The organism is Mesorhizobium sp. M1D.F.Ca.ET.043.01.1.1, from assembly GCF_003952385.1.
GTDB lineage: Bacteria > Pseudomonadota > Alphaproteobacteria > Rhizobiales > Rhizobiaceae > Mesorhizobium.
Genome location: NZ_CP034444.1, coordinates 6,865,998 through 6,892,960 on the forward strand (window position 1 = coordinate 6,865,998; position 26,963 = coordinate 6,892,960).

General features: G+C 64.0%; 28 protein-coding genes and 1 tRNA gene. 13 read left to right on the forward strand and 16 right to left on the reverse strand.

What is annotated here, in order from left to right; genetic code table 11:
• Positions 1-285: 285 nt before the first annotated feature.
• Both EJ067_RS33090 and EJ067_RS33095 read right to left on the reverse strand, forming a co-directional pair.
• The gene (locus EJ067_RS33090; protein WP_126089260.1) at positions 286-513 is read right to left on the reverse strand and encodes a hypothetical protein; all 228 of its coding nucleotides are present in this window, start codon (positions 511-513) and stop codon (positions 286-288) included.
• 12 nt (positions 514-525) lie between these two features.
• Positions 526-735, reverse strand: coding sequence for a hypothetical protein (locus EJ067_RS33095; protein WP_126089261.1), 210 nt, complete (start codon positions 733-735; stop codon positions 526-528).
• 549 nt (positions 736-1,284) lie between these two features.
• On the opposite strand from EJ067_RS33095, the gene EJ067_RS33100 reads away from it, so the two are divergent.
• Positions 1,285-1,653, forward strand: coding sequence for a hypothetical protein (locus EJ067_RS33100; RefSeq protein WP_126089262.1), 369 nt, complete (start codon positions 1,285-1,287; stop codon positions 1,651-1,653).
• Positions 1,654-1,675: 22 nt separating this feature from the next.
• On the opposite strand, the gene EJ067_RS33105 is transcribed toward EJ067_RS33100, so the two are convergent.
• Positions 1,676-1,765, reverse strand: a tRNA-Ser gene (locus tag EJ067_RS33105).
• Between the two features lie 819 nt (positions 1,766-2,584).
• Between EJ067_RS33105 and EJ067_RS33110 the strand changes: the two genes are divergently transcribed.
• The 8 genes from EJ067_RS33110 (at position 2,585) to EJ067_RS34845 (ending at position 10,624) form a co-directional block, all read left to right on the forward strand.
• On the forward strand, positions 2,585-3,850 hold the full coding sequence (locus EJ067_RS33110) for a septal ring lytic transglycosylase RlpA family protein (RefSeq protein WP_126089263.1): 1,266 nt from the start codon (positions 2,585-2,587) through the stop codon (positions 3,848-3,850).
• 82 nt (positions 3,851-3,932) lie between these two features.
• On the forward strand, positions 3,933-5,111 hold the full coding sequence (locus EJ067_RS33115; RefSeq protein ID WP_126089264.1) for a D-alanyl-D-alanine carboxypeptidase family protein: 1,179 nt from the start codon (positions 3,933-3,935) through the stop codon (positions 5,109-5,111).
• Between the two features lie 72 nt (positions 5,112-5,183).
• Complete coding sequence (tmk, locus tag EJ067_RS33120) at positions 5,184-5,858, forward strand: dTMP kinase (RefSeq protein ID WP_126089265.1); 675 nt, start codon at positions 5,184-5,186, stop codon at positions 5,856-5,858.
• The gene (locus EJ067_RS33125; protein ID WP_126089266.1) at positions 5,855-6,910 is read left to right on the forward strand and encodes a DNA polymerase III subunit delta'; all 1,056 of its coding nucleotides are present in this window, start codon (positions 5,855-5,857) and stop codon (positions 6,908-6,910) included. The genes tmk and EJ067_RS33125 overlap by 4 nt, the downstream gene beginning before the upstream one ends.
• Before the next feature lie 130 nt (positions 6,911-7,040).
• On the forward strand, positions 7,041-8,591 hold the full coding sequence (gene metG / locus EJ067_RS33130; RefSeq protein WP_126089267.1) for a methionine--tRNA ligase: 1,551 nt from the start codon (positions 7,041-7,043) through the stop codon (positions 8,589-8,591).
• Positions 8,591-9,379 carry a TatD family hydrolase gene (locus tag EJ067_RS33135; protein WP_126089268.1) on the forward strand — a complete coding sequence of 263 codons (789 nt, stop codon included), beginning with the start codon at positions 8,591-8,593 and terminating at the stop codon, positions 9,377-9,379. Before metG ends, EJ067_RS33135 begins: the two co-directional genes overlap by 1 nt.
• A gap of 3 nt (positions 9,380-9,382) precedes the next feature.
• Positions 9,383-10,201: an MBL fold metallo-hydrolase gene (locus tag EJ067_RS33140; RefSeq protein WP_126089269.1), complete on the forward strand. Its 819-nt coding sequence runs from the start codon at positions 9,383-9,385 to the stop codon at positions 10,199-10,201.
• 75 nt (positions 10,202-10,276) lie between these two features.
• Positions 10,277-10,624, forward strand: coding sequence for a VOC family protein (locus EJ067_RS34845; protein WP_189510239.1), 348 nt, complete (start codon positions 10,277-10,279; stop codon positions 10,622-10,624).
• A 179-nt stretch (positions 10,625-10,803) separates the two neighbouring features.
• On the opposite strand, the gene EJ067_RS33150 is transcribed toward EJ067_RS34845, so the two are convergent.
• Positions 10,804-11,004: a DUF1127 domain-containing protein gene (locus EJ067_RS33150; RefSeq protein WP_126089270.1), complete on the reverse strand. Its 201-nt coding sequence runs from the start codon at positions 11,002-11,004 to the stop codon at positions 10,804-10,806.
• 257 nt (positions 11,005-11,261) lie between these two features.
• Between EJ067_RS33150 and EJ067_RS33155 the strand changes: the two genes are divergently transcribed.
• A complete protein-coding gene (locus EJ067_RS33155) occupies positions 11,262-12,779 on the forward strand; it encodes a winged helix-turn-helix domain-containing tetratricopeptide repeat protein (protein ID WP_245468103.1) in 1,518 nt (505 codons plus the stop codon).
• Between the two features lie 50 nt (positions 12,780-12,829).
• On the opposite strand, the gene EJ067_RS33160 is transcribed toward EJ067_RS33155, so the two are convergent.
• Positions 12,830-13,222 (reverse strand): GFA family protein, encoded by a 393-nt coding sequence (locus EJ067_RS33160; RefSeq protein ID WP_126089271.1) that lies wholly within the window; start codon positions 13,220-13,222, stop codon positions 12,830-12,832.
• Between the two features lie 128 nt (positions 13,223-13,350).
• On the opposite strand from EJ067_RS33160, the gene EJ067_RS33165 reads away from it, so the two are divergent.
• Positions 13,351-13,794 (forward strand): class I SAM-dependent methyltransferase, encoded by a 444-nt coding sequence (locus EJ067_RS33165; protein WP_126089272.1) that lies wholly within the window; start codon positions 13,351-13,353, stop codon positions 13,792-13,794.
• On the opposite strand, the gene EJ067_RS33170 is transcribed toward EJ067_RS33165, so the two are convergent.
• The 5 genes from EJ067_RS33170 to EJ067_RS33190 form a co-directional block, all read right to left on the reverse strand.
• Entirely contained in the window at positions 13,791-14,129 is a 339-nt protein-coding gene (locus EJ067_RS33170; RefSeq protein WP_245468104.1) for a hypothetical protein, read from the reverse strand. The two genes, EJ067_RS33165 and EJ067_RS33170, sit on opposite strands and share 4 nt — an antisense overlap.
• 75 nt (positions 14,130-14,204) lie before the next feature.
• Positions 14,205-15,086, reverse strand: coding sequence for an aldose 1-epimerase family protein (locus EJ067_RS33175; protein WP_126089273.1), 882 nt, complete (start codon positions 15,084-15,086; stop codon positions 14,205-14,207).
• Between the two features lie 204 nt (positions 15,087-15,290).
• The gene (locus tag EJ067_RS33180) at positions 15,291-16,007 is read right to left on the reverse strand and encodes a Bax inhibitor-1/YccA family protein (protein WP_126089274.1); all 717 of its coding nucleotides are present in this window, start codon (positions 16,005-16,007) and stop codon (positions 15,291-15,293) included.
• Positions 16,008-16,039: 32 nt separating this feature from the next.
• Positions 16,040-16,813, reverse strand: a complete 774-nt coding sequence (locus EJ067_RS33185) for an anti-sigma factor (protein WP_126089275.1) — start codon at positions 16,811-16,813, stop codon at positions 16,040-16,042.
• Positions 16,810-17,331, reverse strand: a complete 522-nt coding sequence (locus tag EJ067_RS33190) for a sigma-70 family RNA polymerase sigma factor (protein ID WP_126089276.1) — start codon at positions 17,329-17,331, stop codon at positions 16,810-16,812. The genes EJ067_RS33185 and EJ067_RS33190 overlap by 4 nt, the downstream gene beginning before the upstream one ends.
• 171 nt (positions 17,332-17,502) lie before the next feature.
• Here EJ067_RS33190 and EJ067_RS33195 point away from each other — a divergent pair, with 171 nt between their 5' ends.
• Both EJ067_RS33195 and mazG read left to right on the forward strand, forming a co-directional pair.
• Positions 17,503-18,687 (forward strand): amino acid aminotransferase, encoded by a 1,185-nt coding sequence (locus EJ067_RS33195; RefSeq protein ID WP_126089277.1) that lies wholly within the window; start codon positions 17,503-17,505, stop codon positions 18,685-18,687.
• Between the two features lie 81 nt (positions 18,688-18,768).
• Positions 18,769-19,593 (forward strand): nucleoside triphosphate pyrophosphohydrolase, encoded by an 825-nt coding sequence (gene mazG, locus EJ067_RS33200; RefSeq protein WP_126089278.1) that lies wholly within the window; start codon positions 18,769-18,771, stop codon positions 19,591-19,593.
• A gap of 8 nt (positions 19,594-19,601) precedes the next feature.
• Here mazG and hflX read toward each other — a convergent pair whose 3' ends face one another.
• The 6 genes from hflX to EJ067_RS33230 form a co-directional block, all read right to left on the reverse strand.
• Positions 19,602-20,990: a GTPase HflX gene (hflX, locus tag EJ067_RS33205; protein WP_126089279.1), complete on the reverse strand. Its 1,389-nt coding sequence runs from the start codon at positions 20,988-20,990 to the stop codon at positions 19,602-19,604.
• A complete protein-coding gene (gene hfq / locus EJ067_RS33210) occupies positions 20,991-21,236 on the reverse strand; it encodes an RNA chaperone Hfq (RefSeq protein WP_066989720.1) in 246 nt (81 codons plus the stop codon).
• 143 nt (positions 21,237-21,379) lie between these two features.
• Entirely contained in the window at positions 21,380-22,243 is an 864-nt protein-coding gene (locus EJ067_RS33215) for a D-amino-acid transaminase (protein WP_126089280.1), read from the reverse strand.
• 80 nt (positions 22,244-22,323) lie between these two features.
• The gene (locus tag EJ067_RS33220) at positions 22,324-23,685 is read right to left on the reverse strand and encodes a sigma-54 dependent transcriptional regulator (RefSeq protein WP_126089281.1); all 1,362 of its coding nucleotides are present in this window, start codon (positions 23,683-23,685) and stop codon (positions 22,324-22,326) included.
• Positions 23,675-25,966 carry a PAS domain-containing sensor histidine kinase gene (locus EJ067_RS33225; protein WP_126089282.1) on the reverse strand — a complete coding sequence of 764 codons (2,292 nt, stop codon included), beginning with the start codon at positions 25,964-25,966 and terminating at the stop codon, positions 23,675-23,677. Before EJ067_RS33225 ends, EJ067_RS33220 begins: the two co-directional genes overlap by 11 nt.
• A 168-nt stretch (positions 25,967-26,134) precedes the next feature.
• Positions 26,135-26,956 (reverse strand): AraC family transcriptional regulator, encoded by an 822-nt coding sequence (locus tag EJ067_RS33230; RefSeq protein WP_126089283.1) that lies wholly within the window; start codon positions 26,954-26,956, stop codon positions 26,135-26,137.
• Positions 26,957-26,963 lie beyond the last annotated feature (7 nt).

Below are 26,963 nucleotides of genomic sequence, written 5' to 3' on the forward strand. Positions count from 1 at the left end.
GTTGCTGCAGGGACGGATTGGCGGTCTCGGCTTGTACGGAAGTGTTTGGCGCCTGAGGGGAACGTCGGCGAGCGACGTTCGGATCGGCTTGACAATAGCGGTGGTGGATTGAGCGGCGGCCACACGCCTGGCGAGCAGCGCCGCCGACATTTTGGCGATCTTCGATGCTATACTCAAGGACTCCTCCCGAGAGACCTACTCCAGCAGTGCGTTTCTACCACAACCGCCGACGCGCCCGCATTAAACTTTAACGGGTGGGGAGGAATATATCGATTAACCCGACCATCAGACTGTGTCCGGTTGGAATTTCGGCAGCGGCCGGCACGACATGTCGACGTTGGCGGGCTCATGCGTTGCCTCCACCAAAACGGCTGCGGCATGCTCGACGTTGTCGGCCAGGTGATCAACCCTATCCATGCGCTTCACAACCCGGTCGTGCAGCATCGCCAACCGTGCAGCATGGTACTGCGCACTTCGCTTTTCGCCGTCCGAGTTGAGCGGTTCAAACAACATGCCGCCAGCTCCTTAATGCATGCTTGGTGGCACCAACTTCAACAACCGGCGCCGGGCTGCTTTCGCACGCGCTTGCCCGGCTCGGATCCGGCTGCAAAGCGCCAGGCTGATCGCAAGCCCGCGATTCTCACCAAGCATTGCCTTCGCTTGCTTCAGGGAGAGTTCCGCCCGCTTCGCGCGTTGCCTCGCCGCCGCCATTTCCAAAACGACCAGTTCGACCATTGTTCGGCACCTTTCGGTTTGCCGTCCCTTCGAGAAATCAACCGGCGCTGACAGCTTTTGTTCCTGCGGCGCAGGCGCACAGGGGCGGGCATGAAGGCGACCCATCCCAAGCCAACCGGACCGGCCCCGCGGCTTTTTGCGCCCGTCCGCAATTCAAATGTTGAGGGTGCGGGGGCGGAGAAGGCAGCCAGGCTCATCGGGCTAGACCGCTTGCGGACCAAAAAATGCGCAAAAAGCCAGATTGATTGGCTCAGCCGCCGTCAATGTGGTTTGGCCCATTTTCGAGGGTTTCGCAGCGTTGGCCAAAAAACTCAGGATTTCGCGGAAACTCGCGTTGCGCTGCTCGAGCGGTCTTTGGTCCAATCGATCCTGGCATCGATCCTCCCCCCGCCGGAGGGCAAGCGATGACCGGCACAAGCGAACCGAACAGTATTGCCGAACGACCGCTTGATAGCTGACGCATTGCGCCGACGCGCAAATCTCATCGGAGAGCGGACCCCGCCAGGGGGCAAGATCGATCAGATCGAAACCGCGTGCCGGAACCGTGGCTTGAAACCACATGCGGAGCAGTTGGAGCGCGACGAGGAGTTTCGGGCGGCGGAAAAGCAGGTGGATGCTGCTTTTCTCGACCTGGAGCGATGTCTTCAAGGCGCCGTTGTCCATCTAGTGGCAGAAAAGTCACGCGGCTTTAATATGCGGGGCTTCAACCAGGGCGCGCTTATTATCGATCTCAGCGAGGCATACCGTCCTGCCGGCGAGGGGCCACTGGAGCGCTCGCTGCGGCAACGCAGCGGGCGCTTCCGAATCGGGCGATGGCAATCCCCGCCACGCGGGCTGTCAGGCTTCGGCTTCCGGGCCTTTTTCGTTTTTTCAGGCGGGCTGGCAACCGTTATGGCAAGCCTACGAACTGGCACCTAACTGATTGATTCTTATATACTTGTGGCGGAGGGAGTGGGATTCGAACCCACGGTGAACTTGCGCCCACGCCGGTTTTCAAGACCGGTGCCTTAAACCGCTCGGCCATCCCTCCATCGTGGCATTTCAACCACTTAGGATCATCGCTATCGGTCGATCGACGCCAAATTGGCGCCGGAGGCGTGTCCGACCGGTTCGCGCTTCTCCTCTAGTGCGGTGATCGGGGCCGCGTCAACCACCGCGGCGATGCCTTCCCGCTGTCAGGCATAAGATGCGCATGCCGGGCTGCTCAGTCGGCCGGGGGCCCGTTGTCTGTGGCGGAAAAGTCACGCGGCTTGAATATGCGGCGCTGCAACCGGCGCGCGCTTATTATCCAGCCAGGCGAGGCGTACCGTCGTCGACGGGCAAAGGGGACGCACCTGACCGCAGGCGTCTCAATTCCTCCCGAACTGGCGCCCGCTACGGAAAACGTGGTGGGCGTTTTCTTACCCACGCGAAGGCCAGCCGGCCGCGAAACGCCTCCAGCAAGGACCGAAAGCGTCTCCAACTCTCGCGGCCAAGATCCTCAAGCGATAGCTAGAATAGATGAAGCGAGTCATCCGTTCGGTCTAGAAACCCCTTGAGGATGCCCATGCTAGACTCTTGGTTGGCGCAGGGAGCTCCAGCGCTGTGAGCGCCGGTTGGAAAATGGAAGTCCCCCTCCAAAAAGCTGCCCCTCCATCCGGCGCTCATCTATTCAAGGCTCGCCCTTCCTGGGAAGGCTCGCCATTGTTGGCAGTCTCGCCATAATCTCGCCCGGTTCCGGCCATAATCGATTAACATCGTGATAAGCAATTCCTGTGCACAAAGGGATTGGGGATCAAGGTGTTGCTGGCATTCGCGGGCGCTTTGGCTCCGACTGGTGGCGGCGAGACTGTAGGGGACAATCGAAATCATGCAGACCTCGGCGCGCCCGCGTCTTCGTCGCGCTCCTGCCTTTGCGCTGTGCGCCCTTTCTGCGGTGCTGCTTGCCGCCTGCACCTCCACGCCGCAGCCGAAGTCGATGGTCGACAAGCGTCCGCGCTCCAAGGAGTATTTCGCCGAGTCCGAATATGGCGTGAAGGCGAGCCCGCGCGTTGCCTTCATGCGGCGCGGCGGCGGTCGCGACCAGCTCGGCAAGCCCTACCAGGTCCGCGGCAAGTGGTACTATCCCAAGGAAGACAAGAAGTATGCCAAGGTAGGATTGGCGTCCTGGTACGGCGATGCCTTCCACGGCCGGCTCACCGCCAATGGCGAAGTCTATGACACGGCCCAGCTCACGGCAGCGCATCCGACCATGCCGCTGCCGAGCTATGCCCGTGTCACCAACCTCGATACCGGCACCTCGATCATCGTGCGCGTCAACGACCGCGGCCCATACCATGAAGGCCGCATCATCGACGTCTCGGAGCGCGCCGCACAGATGCTCGACTATGGCAAAGTCGGCACCGCCAAGGTGAAGGTCGAATATGTCGGCCGGGCGCCGCTCGACTGCAATGACGACCAGTATCTGATGGCCTCCTATCGTCCCGGCAACAGACGCCCGGATCCGTCCGACGGCCTGCCGACCGGCGTGATGGTGGCCATGAACGGCCCGTCGCCCAGCGTTCAGACGGACGCGCCTCCGCCCGCCGTGCCGTTCCCTGGACAGCTTACCAATTCGGGAGGGGCCTTCGCCGCGCAGCCTGGCCTGTCGGAGCAGCCGGCGGCGCAACCAGCGATGTCGGCGCAGGCGCCGGGCCCGAGCGACGTCGTGCTACCCGATTTCGGGCCGATCGTGCCGGAGCGGCCGGAGTACCGGCTGCCGCCGAACTCGCCTTTCGCGATGGCATCGTTGTCCTACGCGGATGAGCGCGTCAATCGCGCCGACGTCTTTGCCGCCCTCGACGGCAGCGGCATGTCGCCGGCCGACATCTTGCAATCGTGGAAGAAATCCAATCCGCAAGGGCAGGCGCCGGCTTCGGATTATGTCGCCGCCGGATCCTTCGACGATGCCGCCGAAGCAAAGCGCGTGGCAGCGGCTCTCGAGCAGTTCGGCAGGACCGAAATCCAGCGCACCGAGCTCGACGGCAATGATTGGTACGCGGTCAACGTCTATCCGGACGGCCATGGCAGCATCGACGATATGCTGCAGGCGGCCTGGTCGCACGGGGCGCCGGACGCATTGGTTGTGCGAAACTGATCAATTTCGCGAGCGCCGTTGATCCGGCGGAACGAACGCTGATAGCTTGGCCGGGCCAGTCCGGCTAATGGGTCGACACTTCATGCAGTTCCGCATTTTTCCGCCTTTCGCCGGATTCCTGGGATTGGTGCTGGTTCTGCTTTGCATCGTCCCGGCGCGCGCGCAGCTTTTCGAGACCAAGGCGGCCCAGGCCTTCATGATCGACGCCGATACCGGCACGGTGCTGTTTGCCAGGGATGCCGACAAACCGTTTCCGCCGGCCTCCATGGCCAAGCTGATGACGATGGAGGTGGTGTTCAACGCCGTCAAATCGAAGCGGATCACGCTCGACGATACTTTCGTGGTCAGCGAAAACGCCTGGCGCACCGGCGGCGCCCCGTCCGGAACCTCGACCATGTTCGCCAAGCTCAAATCGGCGGTCCGCGTCGAGGATCTGATCCAGGGCGTGACCGTGCAGGCTGCCAATGACGGCTGCATCGTGCTCGCCGAGGGCATGGCGGGCTCGGAGGCGAATTTCGCCGCGCAGATGACGGAGCGCGCCCGCGAGATCGGCCTCTCGAAATCGACCTTCGTCAATTCGACCGGGCTGCCGGCAGATGGCCAGCAGACGACGGCGCGGGAACTCACGATGCTGGCGCTCCACATCTGGCGCGACTATCCGGAATTCTTCCACTATTACGGCCAGCCGGATTTCACCTGGAACAAGATCTCCCAGAGGAACCGCAATCCGCTCTTGGCCATGGGCATCGATGCCGACGGCTTCGTGGCCGGGGCAAGCGAGTCCGCAGGCTTCGGCATTGTCGGCACGGTCAGCCACAACGGTATCCGCGTGATCGCGGCCTTGAGCGGGCTGGCGAGCGACCGGGAACGCTCCGAGGAGGCGCGCAAGCTGCTCGACTGGGGCTCGCGCTCCTTCCAGAAGACGGAGATCTTCGCCAAGGACGAGGTTGTCGGCGAAGCACAGGTTTTTGGCGGCGCCAAATCCGGCGTGGCCTTGAAAGCCAAGGGGCCGGTGGACATCTTTCTGCCGATAGCCAACCGCGACAAGCTGACCGCCAGGATCGTCTATGACGGCCCGGTGGCGGCGCCGGTGGAGGAGGGGCAACCGGTCGGGGAGTTGCGCGTTTGGATAGGCGACACGCTCAGCCAGCGAACGCCGCTTTTCGCCGCCGAGCCGGTGAAAGTCGGCACGCTGCCGCAGCGTGCGCTGGACGCCGCCAAGGAACTGGCTGTCGGCTGGCTGCGTCAGAAGCATTTGTGATCGGGCCGGCTCGTGGACCTTTTGTCGGACGGGAGCTATGACAGCGGCCAGCACGGGCGAAGGCATTCTCGATTGGCGAGCGGATTTTTCATCACCTTCGAAGGCGGCGAAGGAGCCGGCAAGTCGACGCAGATCGAGCGGCTGGCGCGACGCATGCGCGCCAAGAAGTACGAGGTTCTGGTGACGCGCGAGCCGGGCGGCTCGCCGGGCGCCGAGGCGGTGAGGCATGTGCTTCTGTCCGGCGCTGCCGAACCCTTCGGCCCGAAGATGGAGGCGATCCTCTTCGCCGCCGCGCGCTCCGATCATGTCGAGCAGGTGATCAGGCCGGCGGTCGAACGCGGCACGATCGTGCTCTGCGATCGCTTCATCGATTCCTCGCGCGTCTATCAGGGCGTCACCGGCGGGCTCGATCCCGATTTCATGGAGGCGCTGGAGGCGGTCGCCATCAACGGCATGGTTCCCGACATGACGCTGATCTTCGATATCGATCCGGCCGAAGGCCTGAAACGCGCCGCGGCGCGCCGCAGCGCCGGCGACAGCGCCGACCGCTTCGAGAAGGAGACTTTAGCCATCCACCAGCGCCGGCGCGAGGCTTTCCTGGCGATTGCCGAGGCGGAGCCGGATCGCTGCATCGTCATCGATGCGTCGGCCGATCCCGAGACGGTGGAAAACGTCGTCACCGCCGCGGTGTTTACGGTGCTGGAAAAGCGGGTGCCGGCGCAAAGGAAGCAGACGGCGCCGGCATGATCTTCGAACGCATCGCCCCCGAACAGCACGACACGCTGGACGGCGTCCCCGAACCGTCGGAGACACCGCGGCTTATCGGCCATGCGCAGGCAGCCGGCATGCTCACCGCAGCCTATCGGGCCGGCAAGCTGCCGCATGCGCTGATCCTGGCCGGGCCGCACGGCATCGGCAAGGCGACGCTTGCCTTCCACCTGGCGCATCACCTCCTCAAACATCCGGATTTTGCGGCCGCGCCCGAAGCGCTCGCAATTCCCGATCCGGCATCGTCGCTGTTTCGGCAGATCGCCACCGGCGCGCATCCTTCGGTGCTGCATCTGACGCGTCCAGCCAACGACAAGACCAAGAGCTTCAAGACGGTGCTCACCGTCGACGAGATCCGCAAGGTCAGCCGCTTCCTGTCGATGACCTCGCACGACGGCAGCTACCGCGTCGTCATCGTCGACCCGGCCGACGACATGAACACCAATGCCGCCAATGCCTTGCTCAAGAATCTCGAGGAACCGCCGGCGCGCACCCTGTTCATCCTCATCGTGCATGCGCCAGGCAGCCTGTTGCCGACCATCCGCTCGCGTTGCCAGATGGTGCGGCTGACGCCTCTTGCGCCGGACGAACTGATGGAGGTCCTGGAAGGCATCGAGCCGCCGCCGCCAGAGGATCCAGCGGCGCGCGCGGCACTGGCCGAGCGGGCAGGGGGCAGCGCCCGCAACGCGATCCTGCTTACCCAATATGGCGGGCTGGAAATCGCCGGCGCGCTCGATACCCTGGTGGCGGCGCAGAAGCCCGACATTGCCGGCGCGCACCGCCTTGCCGAGGCGGTCGCCGGACGCGACCAGGCGATCCAGTTCGAAATCTTCAACCGCCGCGCGCTCGATCTTCTGTCGGCGGCGGCCAGTGAGGCGGCTTTAGCCGGTGATCTCGCCAGGGCCAAAACGCTGTCCGAGGCTTGGCACGAGGCGCTGAACACGATATCTGAGGCCGAGACCTACAATCTCGACAAGAAGCAGCACGCCCTGACCATGATCGACCGCCTGAATTCTGCGATGCGAATGTGACGGCTTCTCTGGTGCATGCCGTTGGCCCAAAACCGGGGCCACTGGGCGGCATGCAGCGGGATGGCAATCGCCATGCCGATAGTTTATCCACCGCCACAACTCACATTCAGACATTCATGACGGTTCATTCATGTCACGCGACACATTCTACATCACGACCGCGATCTCATACCCGAACGGCAGACCGCATATCGGCCATGCCTACGAGCTGATCGCCACCGATGCGCTCGCCCGGTTCCAGCGGCTCGACGGGAAGGACGTCTATTTCCTGACGGGCACCGACGAGCACGGCATCAAGATGCTGCAGACGGCCCGCAAGGAAGGCATTTCGCCGCGCGAGCTCGCCGATCGCAACGCGGCCGAGTTCAAGCGCATGGCGAGCGCGCTCAACGCGTCCAACGACGATTTCATCCGCACCACGGAGGAGCGGCACTACGCGTCCTCGCAGGCGATCTGGAAGGCGATGGCCGCCAATGGCGACATCTACAGGGGCGGCTATGCCGGCTGGTATTCGGTTCGCGACGAAGCCTATTACGGCGAGGAGGAGACCGAGGTCCGGGCCGACGATATCCGCTACGGACCGCAGGGAACGCCGGTCGAGTGGGTCGAGGAAGAGAGCTATTTCTTCCGGCTTTCGGCCTATCAGGACAAGCTTATCGCGCTTTACGAAAGCCAGCCGGATTTCGTCGGCCCAGCCGAGCGCCGCAACGAGGTGATGAGGTTCGTCAAGTCCGGGCTGAAGGACCTGTCGATTTCGCGCACCACCTTCGACTGGGGCGTGCCGGTGCCAGGCGACGAGAAGCATGTGATGTATGTATGGGTCGACGCCTTGACCAATTACATCACCGGTATCGGCTATCCCGATGAAAGCGCTGAGAAATGGCGTTTCTGGCCAGCCGATGCGCATATCATCGGCAAGGACATCGTGCGCTTCCACGCCATCTACTGGCCTGCCTTCCTGATGTCGGCGGGGATCCCGCTGCCCAAGCGCGTCTTCGGCCACGGATTCCTGTTCAACCGTGGCGAGAAGATGTCGAAGTCGGTCGGCAACGTCATCGACCCGTTCACCATGGTCGAGCATTACGGCGTCGACCAGGTGCGCTATTTCTTCCTGCGCGAGGTCCCTTTCGGCCAGGACGGCAACTACAGCCATGAAGCGATCGTCAACCGGACCAACGCCGATCTCGCCAACGGCCTCGGCAATCTGGCGCAGCGCTCGCTGTCGATGATCGCCAAGAACTGCGGCGGCGCGGTGCCGAAGCGCGGCGAACTGGCCGAAGCCGACCGGGTGATCCTCGATCAGGCGGTGGAGGCGCTTGTCGTCGCGCGCAAGACGATGGCGGAGCAGGGCATCCATCTGGCGCTGGCGGCGATCTTTGGCGTGGTGGCCGAAGCCGACCGCTACTTCGCCTCCCAGGAGCCGTGGGCGCTGCGCAAGACCGATCCCGAGCGCATGGAAACGGTGCTGTGGACGACGGCCGAGGTCGTGCGGCGGGTGACGGTGCTCAGCCAGCCCTTCATTCCGGGGTCGGCCGCGAAGCTGCTCGACCTTTTGGCCGTGCCTGCGGACAAGCGCAATTTCGAGCACGTCCACGCGGAACATGCGCTCGTGCCCGGTACCGCCTTGCCGGTGCCTGAGGGCGTGTTTCCGCGTTATGTCGAGCAGGATGCAAAAGCCTGATGCTTGTCGACAGTCACTGCCATCTCGATTTTCCGGACTTCGCCGAGGAGCGGGGGACAATTGTCGCCCGCGCCCTGGCCGCCGGAATCGGCCGCATGGTGACGATCTCGACGCGTGTGAGGCGCTTTCAGCAAATCCTTGAAATCGTTGAAACTTTCAATGAGGTATATTGTTCGGTCGGCACCCATCCGCACAATGCGGCGGAAGAGCTCGACGTGACCGTCGACGAGTTGGTGCGGCTTTCCGCGCACCCCAAAGTGGTGGCGATCGGCGAGGCCGGGCTCGACTATTTCTACGATCGCGCCCCGCGCGAGGCGCAGGCTGAAGGCTTCCGCACCCACATCGCCGCCGCGCGCCAGACCGGCCTGCCGCTGGTCATCCATTCGCGCGCCGCCGACGACGACATGGCGGCGATCCTCGAGGAAGAGACAGGGAAGGGCGCCTTCCCCTTTATTTTGCACTGCTTTTCGTCCGGGCGCCGGCTGGCCGAAGTTGGCGTGGCGCTGGGCGGCTATGTCTCTTTCTCCGGCATCCTGACCTTCAAGAACTCGACCGAACTGCGCGCCATCGCCGCCGACATCCCACGCGATCGATTGCTGGTCGAGACCGACGCGCCTTACCTCGCGCCGATCCCGTTTCGCGGCAAGCGCAACGAGCCAGCCTATGTCGTGAACACGGCAAGGGTGCTGGCCGAAACGATCGGCGTCAGCGAGGCGGAGATCGCCGAGATCACCAGCGAGAACGTCTTCCGGCTGTTCACCAAGATGCCGCGACCGGCGGCAGGCTGAGACATGAGCGACCGGCTGCGCCTCACCATTCTCGGCTGCGGCTCGTCGCCGGGCACGCCGCGCATCACCGGCGACTGGGGCAATTGCGATCCGGCCAATCCCAAGAACCGCCGTATGCGCACGGCGGCCCTTGTCGAGCGGATCGCCGCCAACGGCGGTCGCACCACAGTCGTCATCGACACCGGGCCGGATTTCCGCGAGCAGATGTTGCTTGCCGCGGTCAAACGCATCGATGCGGTCGTCTACACGCATCCGCATGCCGACCACATCCACGGTATCGACGACCTGCGCGGCTATGTGCACGAACAGCGCCACCGCATCGACATCCATGCCGACGAGCCGACGATGCAGCGGCTGCGCCTGGCGTTCGGCTATTGCTTCGAAACGCCGCTCGGCAGCTCCTATCCGCCGATCGTCAGGCCGCATCCGATCGACCATGCCAGACCGGTGGTGGTCGAAGGAGAGGGGGGTCCCCTCACCCTTGAGCCGCTGCCGCAGATCCATGGCGACATCGTCTCGCTCGGATTCCGCATCGGCGGGCTCGCCTATTGCCCCGATGTCAGCGACTTTCCGGCCGCTACGGCGGAGCGGTTGCGCGGCCTGGACACGCTGGTCATCGATGCGCTGCAGTACAACACCCATCCCAGCCATCTGTCGCTCGGCGAGGCCCTGGGCTGGATCGAGAAGCTTGCGCCGAAAAACGCGGTGCTGACGCATATGCACGTGCCGCTGGATTATGCCGCCGTGATGGTCGAGACGCCGGATCACGTGGTGCCGGCCTATGATGGGATGGCGATCGAAATCGCTGTTGAATCAGAATGATGGGGCAAATTCCCAACATCTGCGGTAAACTGATGGCGATCATTGCCGCGCACGCCTAGTCAAGGATCAGGACGGATGATCAGCTTCGTGACGTTCTTTGCCCGCGACATCGAACGTACGGCTGACGTATACCGTCTGCTTGGATTCGAGTTCGTCCAGGAACAGCATGGCTCCGGACCGAAGCACCTGGCTGCCATCAACGAAGGAATGGCTCTCGAGATCTATCCCGGCGATGATACCGTCTCACCGGGCACAATGCTGGGCGTTGACGTCGCCGATCTCGAAGACATTCGAGCGAGGCTACTTGCGGCCAAGGTCCCCGTCTCGCGAGATATCGGTTCTGGGCCGGGCGTGCGCCGCATCATCGTGATTGATCCTGAAAAGCGCCAGATCTTCGTTCGTGAGCGCGCCCGGAACAACTGATCAGCCATGCTTCGCATCGCCGTTGCCGGCCAGAAACCCTGATTTCCGGTACTTCGCCTCGCTCTTACAGTTCCATAATCTATCTTATGCGACTTCTGCAAAGCTGGAATATCGCCCCGGACGGAGAGCTCGAGCCGCAAGTTGGGCACCTCTTCGCTCGGGTCACGGATAGCGGCCACTCAGCGTTGCCAGAAAGGCAGCTTGGCGATCTCTTCCTCTGCATGCCGCTTCGTCAGGCCGATATCTTCGATCAGATGCGGATTGGCCTCCAAGATTCGCTTGAGATCCCAGCGGAAGCGGTTCTGCTCACGCCACGCCGAGATCATGCTGTGCAGGGTCGCCAGGCCGTAGCGCCGACGCGATGCCTGCCCGACCAGCATTTGCGACCGCGCTGCCCGATGCCGGACTGATGCAAGTGTATCGTTCATGGCAACCTCCTATGGCTTGAGGCCCCCACGGCTTAGGAGTTGGAGGCCTTCGACCTGAATGAGGTTGGATTCTGCAGGATGCGGGCAGCGCCGTAATTAAGCCCGTCCAAATAGTTCTCAAAACTTCCAAATGGGCTTGAGCGGTTCATCGTCTCACGGACACGACGGCCCCTCTACCGTCTCACACTTTTCCCGGAATTGCTCTATAGATGCGCCGCATGCAGGGATCGCGCTTTGCCTTTGGTCCGTACGTGCTTGATTCGGCTGCGGGAACGCTGCTTCGAAACGATGTCCCCGTCGCTGCTGGCTATCGCGGGCTGAAGCTGCTTGCGGCGCTCGTCGAACGTCCTGGCGAAATCCTGGCCAAGGCCGAGCTGATGGACGCGGCATGGCCGGGCACGGCCGTCGAGGAAGGCAACCTCACCGTTCAGATCGCGCAGCTCAGGAAGCTGCTAGGATCGGCTGGCGACGGCAGTGAATGGATCGCCACGGTGCCACGCGTCGGCTACCGCTTCACAGGCGCCATCGAACAGCTCGGCGACGCGAAGCGAAAACCCTTGCCGCTGCCCGGCAAGCCGTCGATAGCCGTGCTGCCCTTCGTCAATTTCAGCAATGATCCCGAGCAGGACTCCTTCGCGGACGGGTTGACCGAGGACCTGATTACCGACCTATCCAGGAATGACGGCCTGTTCGTCATCGCGCGCAACTCGGTCTTCGCCTACAAGGGCAAGGCGATGGACGTGCGCGCGATCGCCGAGGATCTCGGCGTGCGCTACCTGCTCGAAGGGAGCGCAAGGCGCGCCGCCGGACGCGTGCGCATCAACGCGCAGCTGGTCGATGCGATGAGCGGCGAGCATCTTTGGGCGGAACGCTTCGATCGCAGCCTGGAAGATATCTTTGCCGTCCAGGACGAGGTGACCGCCAAGATCGTCGAGGCGCTGCTCGGCAGGCTGCGCGCATCGCCGCCACGCAACCGGCCCAAGAATCTAGAGGCCTACGACCTGTGCGTGCGGGCGCGCAAGCTGATCGACGATTCGCCGCAGACGGCGCGCGAAGCGCATCTGATGCTGACGCGCGCGGTCTCGCTCGATCCGGAATATGCCGAGGCCTATCGGTGGCTTGCCATGAACCACTGGATGGGATGGGTGCATTGGGGCGAACCGATCGAGCCCAACCGCGGCGTTGCCCTGGAATTGGCGCGCAAGGCCGTGGCGATCGATCCCAACGACGCCGGCTGCCGCTGGGTGCTGGCCAACCTGCTTGCCTATGAACGCCGGTTCGACGAGGCCGACGTTGAATTCGCCAAGGCGTTCGAGCTCGACCCGAACGAGGCCGACGCCTGGGCGACGTTGTCTGATATCTCGGTCCTGGCCGGGCATGTCGAGGAAGGCCTCGAGCAGGTTCGCAAGGCGTTCCGGCTGAACCCGTTTCCACCGAGCTGGTATTACCTGACGCTCGGCGCGGCGCAATATGCGGCAGGCGCCTATGAGGCCGCCGTCGAGACGCTGCGCCGGGACGAGACCTATCGGACTAGCTCACGCCGCTTCCTGGCGGCCAGCCTTGCCCAACTCGGCCGGCTCGACGAGGCGCACGCCGAGGTCGAGATGTTCCTCATCGCCAACCCGCATTTCACGACCCGCCACTGGGTCTGGACCGAGCCGTTCCGCGACGACGCGACGCTCGTGCATTTTGTCGACGGCTTTCGCAAGGCCGGTCTTCCGGAGTAGCGCACCGCCGCGACGTTCCAAATTGCCCGGCCCTACCCCTCGGAAAGGCCCTACCCCTCGGAGCGGCCCTTGGCCCCACGGTCGCGCTCGTATCGTCTCGCGAGTGGAAATGGCGGCAGCCAGGACTCGCGACGAACGGTCCAGAGTTCGTAGGTTGGCATCAGTTGGTCAGGTGCATCCAGGGAGCCAAGGTGCACTTCGATTTCGTCCGCGGTGCGCGCAAAAACGGAGGAGCCGCAACGCGGACAGAAGAACCGCCCGGCATAGTCGCGAGTCTCGCCATCGATCGTCACCGCCTCCTGAGGGAATATGGCGGCAGCATAGAAAAGCGCGCCATGATGCTTGCGGCAGTCGAGGCAGTGACAGATGCCGACCCGGTATGGTCGGCCCGACGCCACAAGTCGGACATTGCCGCAAAGGCAGCTGCCCGTGAACCGGTCCATGCTGTGTCTCCTTCCAAATCAAGCGGTCGAGGTGTTTACAACGAACAGCGGGAGAAAGCCTCGATCGCGCATGCACACCCTTCCCTTCGGCTTGCGTTGCCCACAAACCGAATTGCATGATCTATCCCATGGCTGTCGGAATCTCCGAGCGGATCTCCGCTTTCGTCGAAGCGCTTCCATTGAAGCCGGGACTTCGCGTTCTGGAGATCGGCTGCGGCCCCGGCGTTGCCGCCCGTGCTGTCGCTCGCCGTGTCGGCCACGGCTTCGTCCTGGCCATCGACCGGTCGGAAAAGGCAATCCGGTTGGCGCGGGCGGGATCGGCCGGTGAGATGGCTTTGGGCAGCCTGGATTTTCGACATATAGCAATCGAGGACTTCGCATTGAGGCCTGATGATGCGCTCTTCGATATCGCCTTTGCCATGCGGGTCGGCGCGCTCGACGGACGTCACCCCGAGGCTGGCCGGGCGGCCTTGGCGCGTATCAAGGCGGCATTGAAGCCACAGGGCAGGCTCTTCATCGATGGAGGCGATCCATTGAGGGAGATTGATGTGGGCCGTGGCTGGCCGTCCTAGAAAAAACCGTTGAGAAACCCTGCCGCCTCGCCAGAGATGCCGACGATCTTGTCCGTCGCCTGGCGATAGAATTTGAAGTTGAGCTCGGTCTCGGGCCGGCCATCGGTCCAGTCGTTGAACGGCTTGAGTTCGTTCCTGCCCATCCTCTTGGCCGCAGTCGCAGTGCGGTGGATGGAGATGCTGACGCGCGGCGTCTGCCGTTCGAGGCCGGGCGTTCTGGGGATGGCCTCGGAAGACGTGACCACGCCACGCGCGACAAGCCCCTGCCCGCCTTCGTTCTCGCTGGCGAATACGAAGATCGTGTCGCCTTCGGCGATATGCTTGCCGCCATACATGGTCTTCTGCGCGGCGAACGAGAACGTCTCCGCCTACGGATCCTTGACCTCGGCCTTGATCGCAAAGGCCATGGCCTACGGCTCCCGGCCGATGGCGATCCGGTAGGTCAGCGTGCGCTTCGCGCCCGGCTCGATCGGCATCACGCCCGGCTTGTCGGTAAATTCGCCGTCGAAATCGACCGGGCTTGCGACGCCGCGCCAGGGCTCGATGCACAGGAACGGCGCGCCGCCCGGCTTGGACCAGATGCCCAGCTCGTTGAACCCGTGCCAGGACATCTCTATCGATGGGCTTCGCTCGGCGGCATAGCGCACGCTGGTGCTGGCCGGCCGGTCCAGAATGACGGCGTCGTCGTCGAAGAGCCGCTCGGAGAGCGCGAGCGTCTTGCCTTCAATGGGCGTGGGTTGCGGTGTCGGCACCATCAGCCCGTCCTTCAGGCGGCGGATCGGCGCGGGCTCATTGTCGGCAAAGGTCAGCCGATAGGCTTCCTTGGGCAGTTCCTGCAGCAGCGGCCAGTTGAAGGCCGGGTGAGCGCCGATCGAGGCCGGCAGCATCTCGTCGCCAGTGTTGGCGACTTCGAAGGTCACGCCAAGTTGGCGAGATGCCAGGCTGTAGCTTACCGCCAGCCGGAAGGCGAACGGGTAATGGATGCGGCTTTCGGCATCGTCGGTCAGGACCAGCGTGCAGGACGAAGGCGTCCGCTGCACCCAGGCAAAGCGCCTGTCGCGGGCAAAACCGTGCTGCGTCATCGGATAGTTTTGCCCACGGTGGCGCAGTTGATCGCCCCTCAGCCGGCCGACGATCGGAAACAGAACCGGAGAATGGCGACGCCAGGCCGGGCCCGCCTGCCACAGAAGCTCTGTTCCGTCGGCATCGCGCAAGGAGACCAGTTCAGCCCCCTGCCCGACGACGGTTGCCGAGATGCCGTCACCGTGGAGTGTCAGGCTGTCCTGTTCCATGCGTCCTCGCGGCTGGCTGGTGTGCCCCGCAGGCTAGCAAAGGCCCGCGCGTGAACTCAAGGGCAGCGGATCGGGGCGGCGGACAGGGCCGCGCTTCACGCCTTCAAGACGAACGATCCATGAGCTCCGCCCTGCCCAAAAAAGTGGCCGGAGGTTGCCCTCCAGCCACGCCAAGGTCAGCAGTGTTGCCTGCTACGGCCCGGACTATTCGCGCTCGCCGGTGAAATTCAGCAGCAGCTGGAAGATGTTGATGAAGTTCAGATAGAGCGAGAAGGCGCCGAAGACGGCGAGCTTCTGCTGCGATTCCGCGTCGAAATTCTCGGCATATTGTTCCTTGATCGTCTGCGTGTCCCAGGCGGTCAGGCCGATGAAGACGGCGATGCCGATCACCGAGATGGCGAACTGCAGCGCGGTCGAGCCGAGGAACAGGTTGACGAGGCTCGCGATCACCACGCCGATCAGGCCCATGACGAGGAAGGACGAGAACTGCGTCAGGTCGCGCCTGGTCGTATAGCCGTAGAGGCTGGTGGCGCCGAACATGGTGGCGGCGATGAAGAAGGTGCGCGCGATGCTGGTGCCGGTGAAGACCAGGAACACGGAAGCGAGCGACAGGCCCATGACGGCGCAGAAGGCCCAGAACATCGTCTGAGCGCTCGCCGCCGACATCGTCTGCATCTTGAAGGAGAAGAGCATGACGAAGGCAAGCGGCGCCAGCATCACCACCCATTTCAACGGGCTGGAGAAGATCGGCACATAAAGCGCCGGCGTCGAGGCCACGGCAAGTGCGACGAGGCCGGTGACCACCAGGCCAAGGCCCATATAGTTGTAGACGCGCAGCATGTGCCGGCGCAGGCCCTCGTCATAGACCGCTCCGGCCTGGGCGCCGGCGCCCATTCGGTATCCCAGGTTGGGGCTGTTCATTCGGGTTCTCCTTGGTTGGATCGGTTGTGAGTTCAGTAAAGCGTCCGGGCCAGCTTTTCGGCGGCACGGTCGAGATCGCCGGCATCGCTTCGTCCAACGACGGCGTAAGCCACCTCGCCAATCTGGAAATAGGCGGATGAGATGTCGCGCGAGGGCACGACCGTGGGCTTCACCACGTCGAAGGTGCCCGGCCTGATGGCAAACAGCGACACCAGGCCGAAATCCTTCGTTTCGACCGCCATCTCGACGCTCGGCCCGAACCGCGACGGATAGATCTGGACGTCGCGGATCCGCCAGTCGTCGGGCAATGACGGCATAACGATCGCGGTCGCGGCGCGGATTTCATCGGCATTGTAGCCGGGCGCTTCCCGCTGCGACGGCATCGTCTCGCGCACCAGGGTCGTGCGGTGCGCGCTCACCGCTTCCTCGACATAAGCGGGCGGGTGCGTCGAGGCGACCACCTTGGTGACGGCGATCGGCCCGAAGACGCTGTTTGCCAGCCAGCCTGCAGCCACCAGCACGGCCGCTGCAGCAGCCCGCTGCAGCACGGAAAAGACGCGATCCCTGGCGAGCGCCCGCTCCAGCCGCCGCGCCACCTCTGTCGTTGCCGGGCCCGCCATGCCGACGGGGCCGGCCAGCGCCACGCGCAGCTCGTCGCGCGTTCTGAGGTCGGACATCACCCGCGCAGCCACTTCCGGGCGCGTGGAAAGAAAAGCCTCGACCTCGATGCGGCGGGCGACGTCGAGCTGATCGTCGACATAGGCGTCGAGATCGGCATCGGTCACGGGATCGACGATAGCGGTCATGATTCACCTCCCACGATCCTCAAGTGGTTTTTGCCGCGCGCCGGAGCGCGCTCCTCCATCTCGCGCAGTGCCGCACGCGCGCGGCCGATGCGCGACATCAGGGTTCCGAGCGGCACGCCGCTCGCTTCGGCGGCCTGCTGATAGGAAAGCCCTTCGATGGCGACGAGGTGCAGGGCGGAGCGCTGCTCTTCCGGAAGCGAGAGAAAAGCTTCCCGCACCTGTGAAAGGCGCACCGAATGGTCCTGAGATGCCGCCACGCTTTGATCGGCGAGACGGCCGGCCCGCTCGATGCGCGTCGCCTCGGACCGGCGCGAGCGCATGCGGTCGATGAAGATGTTGTGCACGATCGCGAGCAGCCAGGCGCGCAGGTTGCCGCCCGAGCGAAAGGTGCCGCGCCGCTCATAGGCGCGCACCAGCGCATCGTGGACCAGATCCTCGGCATCGGCGCTGTCGCGCGTCAGCGAGCGCGCATAGCGCCGCAGCGACCCCAACTGCCCGACGATATCAAAGCGTGCCATCGACCGTTTTCATGCCCTCTATACGGAGCATGTGGGGATTTTAATCCTTGCTCGCCGTTTCTTTGCGATCTGACAGACGTCGTGTCGCATTCGCGAGCGGGCATCCGGAGGAAACCGCTGGCGAAGCGCGGCCGATTTGCGTATCACTCCGCCGCTATTGGAGGACTGTCGATGTTCGAAACCCTGCAGCCCGCGCCCGCCGACAAGATCCTTGCCTTGATCGGCCTCTATCGCGCCGACACCCGCTCCGGCAAGGTCGACCTCGGCGTCGGCGTCTATAAGGACCGCGACGGCAGGACGCCGGTGATGCGCGCCGTGCGCGAGGCCGAGAAGCGGCTGCTCGCCAGCCAGGATACCAAGACCTATCTCGGCCTTGCCGGAGACACCGGCTTCAACGCCGCGATGATCAAGCTTGCCTTCGGCGAGGGTGCCGACCCGTCGCGCATCCGCGCAGCGCAAGCGCCGGGCGGATCGGGCGCGCTGAGGCTGGTGGCCGAGCTTCTGCAGCGCACGCGTCCCGGCGCAACGGTCTGGCTGTCCGACCCGACCTGGCCGAACCATCTGCCGGTGATGCGCGCCGCTGGGCTGCAGGTGCGCGACTATCCTTATTTCGACGCCGCTTCCGGCGCCGTTCGTTTCGACGACATGCTGGCGGCGCTCAAGACCGCCAATAGCGGCGATGTCGCGCTGCTGCACGGCTGCTGCCATAATCCGACCGGCGCCAACCTCGATGCCGCCCAGTGGGCCGAGGTCGCCGACGTCCTGCTGGATCGCGGCCTTCTGCCCTTCGTCGACATCGCTTATCAGGGCTTTGGCGAAGGCCTCGATGCCGATGCCGCCGGCCTGCGGCTGCTTGCCGGCAAGGTTCCGGAGATGGTGGTCGCCTCGAGCTGCTCGAAGAATTTTGCCGTCTATCGCGACCGCGTCGGCGCGGCGATGATCGTGGCCAAGGACGGCGCACAGGCGGATGTGGCGATGAGCCAGATGCTGGCCGCGGCGCGCGCGCTCTACTCGATGCCACCGGACCATGGCGCGGCCGCTGTGCGCATGGTGCTCGAAGACGCCGCCCTGAAGAAGGATTGGGAGACGGAACTCGAGGAAATGCGGCTGCGCATGCTCAGGCTGCGCGTCGCCTTCGCAGACGCGTTGCGCCGGCAGTCCAATTCCGACCGCTTCGATTTCGTCGCCAGCCACCGCGGCATGTTTTCCCGTCTCGGGTTGACGGAAGCGCAGGTCGAGCGCCTGCGCACCGAGCACGCCGTCTACATGGTTGGGGACAGCCGCATCAACGTGGCCGGCTTGCCCGAGGACGGATTGGACGACCTTGCCAAGGCTATCGTCTCGGTTCTCGACTGAGCGACCGCGCAACTGTGGACAATAGGCTTTGCCGGCCGGCGGGATTGGTCGCCCGCCGCTGCGCGCGCTAGGGTTTGCGGCATGAAACCCTCGAAGGACATTTCCCGACTGATCGAGATCATGGCGGCGCTGCGGGCGCCGAAGACCGGCTGCCCGTGGGACATCGAGCAGAATTTTTCGACCATCGCGCCCTACACGATCGAGGAAGCCTATGAGGTGGCGGACGCTATCGCGCGCGGCGATCTCGACGATCTGCGCGAGGAACTGGGCGACCTTCTGCTGCAGGTCGTCTACCACGCGCAGATGGCCGAGGAAGCCGGCGAGTTCGCATTCGGCGACGTCGTCGAAGCCATCACCAGCAAGATGATCCGCCGCCACCCGCATGTCTTCGGTGATGAGAAGGCGCGCAGCGCCGGCATGGCCAAGGGCATGTGGGAGAAGATCAAGGCGGCGGAGAAGGCCGACAAACGCAACGCCCGCATCGCCCGCGGCCTCGATCCGGAAGATCATGGCAAGGGCTATCTCGACAGTGTGCCGGTCGCGCTCCCTGCGCTCACCCGCGCGCTGAAGCTGCAGGAGAAGGCTGCCCGCGTCGGCTTCGACTGGAGCGAGGCAGCACCGATCCTCGACAAGATAGAGGAAGAGATCGGCGAATTGCGCGAGGCGCTCGCAGGAGGCGACGCGGCACCGATCAAGGACGAGTTCGGCGACATGCTGTTTGCCGTCGTCAATCTCGGCCGCCATCTCAAGCTCGACGCGGAAGCCGCGCTCAGCGGTACCAACGAGAAATTCCGTTCCCGATTCCACTATGTCGAGCGAGCGCTCGAGGCCAAGGACAGTTCGCTGGAAGAAGCGACGCTGGACGAGATGCAAGCGCTCTGGCAGCAGGCAAAAAGCGCAAAATAGGCAACGGGCTATTCGCCGTTCCTGCGCTGCAGCCGGTTCTCGATCTCCTGGCGGGCGCTGTGCGTCGCTGTCAGCGAGAGGGTGACGCTGCCGTCTTCATTGTCGGTTCGCGAAACGACATCACCGTTGCGGTATAGCCAGTCCACCTGGCCGAGCTCCGCGGGCCTCAGCGTCACCGTCATAGTTTCCAGTTCGCCCGACACCCTGGTCTCGATAAGCGCCTTCAGCGCGTCGATCCCCTCGCCGGTCGCCGCCGATATCGCGATCGGCGCCGCCTTGCCGCCGGCGCTGCCGGCAAGCAGGCGCTCGCGATTGCCTTCGTCGAGCAGGTCGATCTTGTTCCACACCTCGATGACGCGGCTGGTGTCCGCGGCATCGACGCCGAGATCGCCGAGGATGCGCTCGACATCTTCCGCCTGCGCTGCCGTGTCGGGATCGGAAATGTCGCGCAGATGCAGCACGAGATCGGCCTCGACGACCTCTTCCAGCGTCGCCCGGAAGGCCGCGACCAGATGCGTCGGCAGGTCGGAGATGAAGCCGACAGTGTCCGACAGGATGATCGGCGTGCCGTGCGGCAGCCGCACGCGGCGCAATGTCGGGTCGAGCGTGGCGAACAGCATGTCCTCGGCCAGCACCCCTGCCCCGGTCATCCGGTTGAACAGCGTCGACTTTCCGGCATTGGTGTAGCCAACGATCGCCGCAACCGGGAATGGCACCTTCTTGCGCTTGGCACGATGCAGGTCGCGGGTGCGGCGAACCGTTTCCAGCTCATGCTTCAGCTTGGTGATCTTGTCCTGCAGGATGCGCCGGTCCGACTCGATCTGCGTTTCGCCGGGGCCGCCGAGGAAACCGGCGCCGCCGCGCTGGCGTTCGAGGTGGGTCCAGCTCCGCACCAAGCGGCCCTTCTGGTAGTTGAGATGCGCCAGCTCGACCTGGAGCGTGCCTTCCTTGGTCCTAGCGCGCTCGCCGAAGATCTCGAGGATCAGCCCGGTGCGATCGAGCACCTTGGCGTTCAGTTCCTTTTCCAGGTTGCGCTGCTGCACGGGCGTCAGCGGATGGTCGACGATGACCAGTTCCGCCTTGCGCTCCCTCACGATGTCGGCGAACTCCGCCACCTTGCCGCTGCCGAGCAGCGTTGCCGGGCGCGGATCGGCGACCGTCACCACCGCCGTGTGGACCGGGTTGAGATCGATGGCGCTGGCAAGCCCCACCGCCTCGTCGTGGCGGGCATCCGCCGAGCGGTTCAGGCGTGGGCGGCTCGAATCATCGTCGCCGCGCGGCTGGCGCGCAAGCACCGGCACAATGACGACAGCCCGGGTCGGATCCTTGGATTCCGGCCCGAGTTGGTGTCCTTGCTTCCCGCGAACGCCGCGATCCGCGTCTTTCTCACGTGCCAATCAGGCGCCCTGGCCTTCTTCACCATCGAACATCTGAACCGGCTGGCTCGGCATGATCGTGGAAATGGCGTGCTTATAGACGAGCTGGGAATGCCCGTCGCGCCGCAACAACACACAAAAATTGTCGAACGAAGTGACGACGCCGGTTAGCTTCACGCCGTTGATGAGGAAGATGGTAAGTGGATTTTTGCTCTTGCGAACTGAATTCAGGAACAGGTCCTGAAGGTTTTGCGATCGTTCCGCCATTGTTTTTGTCTTTCGCCGATCCCCTTCGGTCTGCAGGCCAATGCGCCAAATTACGTGGCACCTGTCAAGCGCGCAAACCCCCTCTTGCCGTCTAAACGGCAAGCAGAACGAGATAGTTGAGGTTCATTCCACCTTTGCGGTTATCAGGCTGGACTTTTTTCCGCAATGTCAAAAAATGCCTGTCGCAACGAAAGTGTCATGGAGCCAGGGTGGCCATTTGCGATCGGCGCGCCGTCGATTTCGACCACAGGCATGGCGATCGTGGTTGCGGAGCTGATGAAAGCCTCGCGCGCCGCCTTGGCCTCGGCAACCGAAAATCCACGCTCCTCGATCTTCAAGCCGAGCTTGGCGGCGACATCGAACAAGGTCGTGCGCGTGATGCCGCGCAGGATGCCGTGCTCGGCCGGCCGCGTCACCAGCACGCCGTCCTTGGTGATGATCCAGGCGTTGGACGAACCGCCTTCCTTGACTGTGCCGTCGGCGTCGACGAACCAGGCCTCCTGGGCGCCGGACTCCTTGGCCTTCTGCTTGGCGAGCACATTGGGCAAGAGGCCGGTGCTCTTGATGTCGACGCGGTCCCAGCGATTCTCCGGGACGGTGATGACCTTGATGCCGGTCTCGACCCGCTTGGCGGCCGCAGCGGGGTCGGCCTTTCTGGCTGTTATCACCAGCGACGACTTGGTGTCGGCCGATGGGAAAGAGAATTCACGGCTGGCGACGCCGCGCGTCACCTGGACATAGACCAGGCCGTTGACGACATGGTTGCGGCGCACGACCTCGCGCAGAAGCATCGGCAGCACGCCTTCGGAGACGGGCCCGGCGATCGACAATTCCTTCAGCGAGCGCTTGAGCCGAGCCAGATGGCGCGGCATGTCGACGATAAAGCCGCGCGCCACTTCGCAGACCTCATAGACACCGTCGGCGAACTGGTAGCCGCGATCCTCGATATGGACGCGGGCTTCAGCATGGGCGACGTAGCGCCCGTTGACATAGGCAATGCGCGGCATGGAGCACCTCAGGGAAATGTCCGGCTTTCTTAGGCGATTCCACCGTTGCCGTAATGGACAATCGCGTGGGCCAACAGTCGCTACACGCCAAGCGACTTCAGCTTGCGGTGCAAGGCCGAGCGCTCCATGCCGATGAACTCGGCCGTCTTCGAGATGTTGCCGCCGAAGCGGTTGATCTGGGCGATCAGATAGTCCTTCTCGAACTGCTCGCGCGCCTCGCGCAGCGGCAGCGCCATGATGTGCTGGTCCGACTGGTTCGGCGTGCGCGGCATGACGTCGCCGATCTCGGAGGGCAGAAGGTCGGCAGTGATCGGCGCTTCGACGTCGCCGCCGCGCGCCAGGATCATCAGCCGCTCGACATTGTTGCGCAGCTGGCGGACGTTCCCCGGCCAGTTGTGCGCCTGCAGCACGGCCAAAGCGTCGTCGCCGATGCGGCGCGGCTTGATTCCGACCTGGCGCGCGATCTGCTTCATGAAATTGTCGACGAGATAGGGGATATCCTCGCGCCGCTCGGCGAGACCCGGCACCATGACGGGAACCACCGCCAGGCGATGATAGAGATCCTCGCGGAAGCGGCCGTCGGCAATCATCGCCTCCAGGTTTTGCGCCGTCGAGGAGATGATGCGGACGTCGACCTTGACGCGCTTGGTGCCCCCTACCCGCTCGAACTGCTGCTCGACCAGCACGCGCAGGATCTTGTTTTGCGTCTCGCGCGGCATGTCGGCCACCTCATCGATGTAGAGGATGCCGCGATGGGCCTCCTCCAGCGCGCCGACCTTGCGCTCGGTACCGTTCGATTCGGTGCCGAACAGCTCGATCTCCATGCGTTCCGGCGTGATGGTGGCGGCGCTCAGCGTCACGAACGGTCCCGTCTTGCGCGCCGACAGGGCGTGGATGGCGCGCGCCGTCAGTTCCTTGCCGGAGCCGGACGGGCCGATGATCATGATGCGGCTGTTGGTCGGCGCGACGCGCTCGATGGTCTGCCGCAGCTGGCTCATGGCCGACGACATGCCGATCAGGTCGAAGGTCTCGCCGCTGCGCAGCTTGAGGTCGGAGACCTCGCGCCGCAATTTGGACGTTTCCAAAGCGCGTTCGGCGACCAGGATGAGCCGGTCGGCCTTGAACGGCTTTTCGATGAAATCATAGGCGCCGCGACGAATGGCCGAGACCGCCGTTTCGATGTTGCCGTGGCCGGAGATCATCACCACCGGCATGTTCGGATGCATCGTCTTGATCTCGTCGAGCAGCGCCAGGCCGTCGAGGCGCGAGCCCTGCAGCCAGATATCGAGGAAAATCAGCCGCGGCGCGCGATCGGCGATCGCCGCCAGCGCGCTGTCGGCGTCGTGCGCCGTGCGGGTTTCGTGACCTTCGTCGCTCAGGATACCGGCGACGAGTTCGCGGATGTCTTCCTCGTCATCGACGATGAGAATGTCAGACGCCATTACCGACCTTTTCAGTTTCTCGTTCGTGTTCATTGCGGCCTTCGCCGCGTGGCGGCGCGGCGACGACCGCCGCCGGCGGCAGGATGATCGAGATCATCGCGCCCCGGCCGTCGTGGAAATCCGGCGGCGCGTCGTGCAATTCGAGCCGGCCGCCATGGTCCTCCACGATCTTCTTGACGATAGCGAGGCCAAGGCCGGTGCCTTTTTCCCGCGTCGTCATGTAGGGCTCGAGCAGCCTCTGCCGATTCTCGCGCGGCAACCCTTTGCCGTTGTCGATAACGTCGATTCTTATGGCGCCATCTTGGCGCCCGGCTTGAATCCGGATTGTGCCGTCGGAACGGTCTTGCGCATCAAGTCCGTCGATGGCCTCGGCGGCGTTCTTGATGACGTTGCCGAAGGCCTGCGCCATCAGGCGGCTGTCGAACGTGCCCTTGAGCGGCTCGTTGCCGAAATCGCGCTGGAAAGCAATGTCGGAACGGCTGACCTCCACAAGGAAAGAGGCTTCGCGAAGCGATTCGCGCAGGTCTATGACCTTCATCTCCGGCTTCGGCATGCGGGCGAAGGCCGAGAATTCGTCGACCATGCGGCCGATGTCCTCGACCTGGCGGATGATGGTGTCGGTGCACTGGTCGAAGACCTCGCGATCCTCGGTGATGACCTTGCCGTAACGACGCCTGATGCGCTCGGCCGAGAGCTGGATCGGCGTCAGCGGATTCTTGATCTCGTGGGCGATGCGCCGCGCCACGTCCGCCCAGGCCGAAGAGCGCTGCGCCTGCACCAGATCGGTGATGTCGTCGATGGTGACGACATAGGATTTTTCTTCCGAGCCGTCGTCGCCGGCCTCGACGGTGATCTGGACATTGAAAGTCCGTTCCATGCCGGTGCGGAAGAAAGTCACCTGCTCGCGATAGACCGGTCTGCCGGATTGGCGGCCGATCTCGAAGACGCGGCCGACATGCGGCAGGATGGCCGACAGGTTCTGTCCGAGCGCAGCGCTTGCCGAGATCGCCAGCATCGTTTCGGCCGAGCGATTGGCGATGGTGATGACGCCGAAGGGATCGACACCGATGACGCCCGCGGTCACGCCGGCCAGCACCGCCTCCGAAAAGCGCCGCCGCTCGTCGATCAGGTCCTTGGCCGACAACAGCTCGTTGCGCTGCGATTTGAGCTCGAGGATCATGTTGTTGAAGGTGTCGCCGAGCGACGCGACATCGCCGTCGGAGTGGCGCACGGGGACGGCGACGTCGAGATTGCCCGTCGCCACCTCGTCGGCCGCGCCGATCAGCTGGCGGATCGGCCGGACCAGCCGGTCGGCGACCGCAATGCCGGTCCAGATCGCGGAAAGGATGACAATAAGGGTCAGTGACAGATAGGGCAGAGCGAAAGCGACCTGCGAGGTGCGACGGTTCTCTTCCAGTCCGCGATATTCGTCGGTGTTCGACCGAACGATCTGCCGCGCCTTGATGACGTCGGGGTCCACGAGCCGGATCGTGTAAAGATAAAGCCCTTCGATCTCGCGCAGCTTGACGATGGCGCCCATGATGTTGCGGGTGCGCGGTTCGATCAGCACCGGCTTGCCGTCCGCTGCCGAGTTGACCGCTCCGGGAGGCGGCTCCGGCATAGCGAAGTCGGCGACGGTCTTGGCGCTCATGACAAAGGAGCCGTCAGGCTTGATCAGCGCCGCATGCGCCAGTCCGCGGCCAACGGCCTCCTTGTTCATCAGATCGAGGAAGCCGGTCCGGTCGAGCCCATAGAGCGTGCGCGAGGCATCGAGGTCGTAGGCCATCGACAGGGTCGTGCCCTGCAGGTTGCGGGCATTTTCCTGGACATAGGCATCGGCGATCGACAGCGACGAATTGACGATCGTTTTGGTGCGGATCTCGAACCAGCGGTCGAGGCCGATATCGAGCGTGATCGAGGCGATGATCGCGACCATGATGGCGGGAATTGCAGCGACCAGCGCGAACATGGCGACGATGCGCACATGCAGCCGCGAGGCCGCACGGCCATGCTTGCGCGCCATGACGATGCGGCGGATCTCGCGGCCGATCAGGGCAATCAGGAACAGGACGAAGACGGCATTGAGCGCAATCAGCGCCCAAGTGGCGTTGGCATTCGGTGCGATCGGGGTCGCGCCGACAAGGATTGCGAACGAGATCGCAGCCGTGATCATCGCGCCGACGATCGCGACCACGCCGGGCAGCGCCAGCAGCCGGCGACCGTCGCGAGCGCCGGCCCGGCTGAAAAGCGGTTGGTTCAGTGTCGGAGCCTCAGCAGCCATGTCGCCGTCTAGAGTCGGTCATTGCGTCGGATGTATGCAACGCATTGTGGCGATTATGCAACAAGTGTGGCCAGGACGGAAATCTTTCCCCGGCTCATTCACGCAAAAGGACCATGCCGGCGATCCAATGTCGCCGGACGAGACGGCTCGGCGATGCGTTGACCTGCGTCACTTCCCCGGTCGCGACCGTCGCAAGCTGCGCGGCGTCTGCCCGATCTCGCGGCGCATCCAATGCGCCAGATGCGACTGATGCGCGAAGCCTGTCAGATGGGCCACCTCGCTGGTGCCGAGATCGCTTCCCAGAATCAGGGAGCGGGCACGCTCAACCCGGCGTCGCAGCACATAGCGGTGAAGCGTCATGCCGGTCGCCGCCTTGAACCATGTCCTAAGATGCGAGCTGCTGGCATTGGCGATGCGCCGCAGCGTGTCGATCGTGAGCGGTTCGGAAAGATGGGTGTCGACATAGTCCAGGACACGCTTGAGCTGCGCATCCGACAGCCGAACCGTTCGATCTGTCTCCAGATCGTCAAGACCAACCAGCCGTACCGCAAGCGCGATACCGACACTTTCGGCAAACAGGGCCCCACCCGGCGAGCCTGCGTTCTGGTCGGTCTCAAGCGCTCGGACGAGGTATTCGATGCGTTCGTCCCGAAGCAAATGCCGCATGTCGAAATGGCGCGCCCTTGCGCTGCCCCCAATCTCCGATGCCACACCGTCGAGCATGGCAGGCGACAGGCGAACCTCCCTCGTCTCGAATGAGGTTTCGGCCTCGAACCCGCCCTCCTGTCCCGCGGGTACGAAATCGATGTCGCCGGCGCGCCGCAAGAAATATCGCCCGGAATCATTGCAGTATGAGCGCGTCGCCGCGCTGGCATGAACCATGATGCGGTGATGATCCGTGCGCGCCAGCCGGTGGGTGCCTGCTTCGATATGCCGAGAAGCGATCGATATGCCAGCCGAGGCGGGCGCCGGGGCGAACTGCGGATGCATGCGGAAC

Excerpts from the sequence above, each read along its gene's own strand:
- EJ067_RS33150 (WP_126089270.1), bottom strand. The coding sequence starts at position 11,004 with ATGCTGGTCGGGCAGGCATCGCGTCGGCGCTACGGCCTGGCGACCCTG.
- EJ067_RS33110 (WP_126089263.1), top strand. The coding sequence starts at position 2,585 with ATGCAGACCTCGGCGCGCCCGCGTCTTCGTCGCGCTCCTGCCTTTGCG.
- EJ067_RS33170 (WP_245468104.1), bottom strand. The coding sequence starts at position 14,129 with ATGTATGGCGGCAAGCATATCGCCGAAGGCGACACGATCTTCGTATTC.
- EJ067_RS33195 (WP_126089277.1), top strand. The coding sequence starts at position 17,503 with ATGTTCGAAACCCTGCAGCCCGCGCCCGCCGACAAGATCCTTGCCTTG.
- EJ067_RS33230 (WP_126089283.1), bottom strand. The coding sequence starts at position 26,956 with ATGCATCCGCAGTTCGCCCCGGCGCCCGCCTCGGCTGGCATATCGATC.
- hfq (WP_066989720.1), bottom strand. The coding sequence starts at position 21,236 with ATGGCGGAACGATCGCAAAACCTTCAGGACCTGTTCCTGAATTCAGTT.
- EJ067_RS33220 (WP_126089281.1), bottom strand. The coding sequence starts at position 23,685 with ATGGCGTCTGACATTCTCATCGTCGATGACGAGGAAGACATCCGCGAA.
- EJ067_RS34845 (WP_189510239.1), top strand. The coding sequence starts at position 10,277 with ATGATCAGCTTCGTGACGTTCTTTGCCCGCGACATCGAACGTACGGCT.
- EJ067_RS33180 (WP_126089274.1), bottom strand. The coding sequence starts at position 16,007 with ATGAACAGCCCCAACCTGGGATACCGAATGGGCGCCGGCGCCCAGGCC.
- mazG (WP_126089278.1), top strand. The coding sequence starts at position 18,769 with ATGAAACCCTCGAAGGACATTTCCCGACTGATCGAGATCATGGCGGCG.
- EJ067_RS33135 (WP_126089268.1), top strand. The coding sequence starts at position 8,591 with ATGCTTGTCGACAGTCACTGCCATCTCGATTTTCCGGACTTCGCCGAG.
- EJ067_RS33090 (WP_126089260.1), bottom strand. The coding sequence starts at position 513 with ATGTTGTTTGAACCGCTCAACTCGGACGGCGAAAAGCGAAGTGCGCAG.
- EJ067_RS33115 (WP_126089264.1), top strand. The coding sequence starts at position 3,933 with ATGCAGTTCCGCATTTTTCCGCCTTTCGCCGGATTCCTGGGATTGGTG.
- EJ067_RS33190 (WP_126089276.1), bottom strand. The coding sequence starts at position 17,331 with ATGGCACGCTTTGATATCGTCGGGCAGTTGGGGTCGCTGCGGCGCTAT.
- EJ067_RS33165 (WP_126089272.1), top strand. The coding sequence starts at position 13,351 with ATGGCTGTCGGAATCTCCGAGCGGATCTCCGCTTTCGTCGAAGCGCTT.
- EJ067_RS33215 (WP_126089280.1), bottom strand. The coding sequence starts at position 22,243 with ATGCCGCGCATTGCCTATGTCAACGGGCGCTACGTCGCCCATGCTGAA.
- EJ067_RS33160 (WP_126089271.1), bottom strand. The coding sequence starts at position 13,222 with ATGGACCGGTTCACGGGCAGCTGCCTTTGCGGCAATGTCCGACTTGTG.
- EJ067_RS33185 (WP_126089275.1), bottom strand. The coding sequence starts at position 16,813 with ATGACCGCTATCGTCGATCCCGTGACCGATGCCGATCTCGACGCCTAT.
- EJ067_RS33225 (WP_126089282.1), bottom strand. The coding sequence starts at position 25,966 with ATGGCTGCTGAGGCTCCGACACTGAACCAACCGCTTTTCAGCCGGGCC.
- EJ067_RS33140 (WP_126089269.1), top strand. The coding sequence starts at position 9,383 with ATGAGCGACCGGCTGCGCCTCACCATTCTCGGCTGCGGCTCGTCGCCG.
- metG (WP_126089267.1), top strand. The coding sequence starts at position 7,041 with ATGTCACGCGACACATTCTACATCACGACCGCGATCTCATACCCGAAC.
- EJ067_RS33175 (WP_126089273.1), bottom strand. The coding sequence starts at position 15,086 with ATGGAACAGGACAGCCTGACACTCCACGGTGACGGCATCTCGGCAACC.
- EJ067_RS33095 (WP_126089261.1), bottom strand. The coding sequence starts at position 735 with ATGGTCGAACTGGTCGTTTTGGAAATGGCGGCGGCGAGGCAACGCGCG.
- EJ067_RS33155 (WP_245468103.1), top strand. The coding sequence starts at position 11,262 with ATGCGCCGCATGCAGGGATCGCGCTTTGCCTTTGGTCCGTACGTGCTT.
- EJ067_RS33125 (WP_126089266.1), top strand. The coding sequence starts at position 5,855 with ATGATCTTCGAACGCATCGCCCCCGAACAGCACGACACGCTGGACGGC.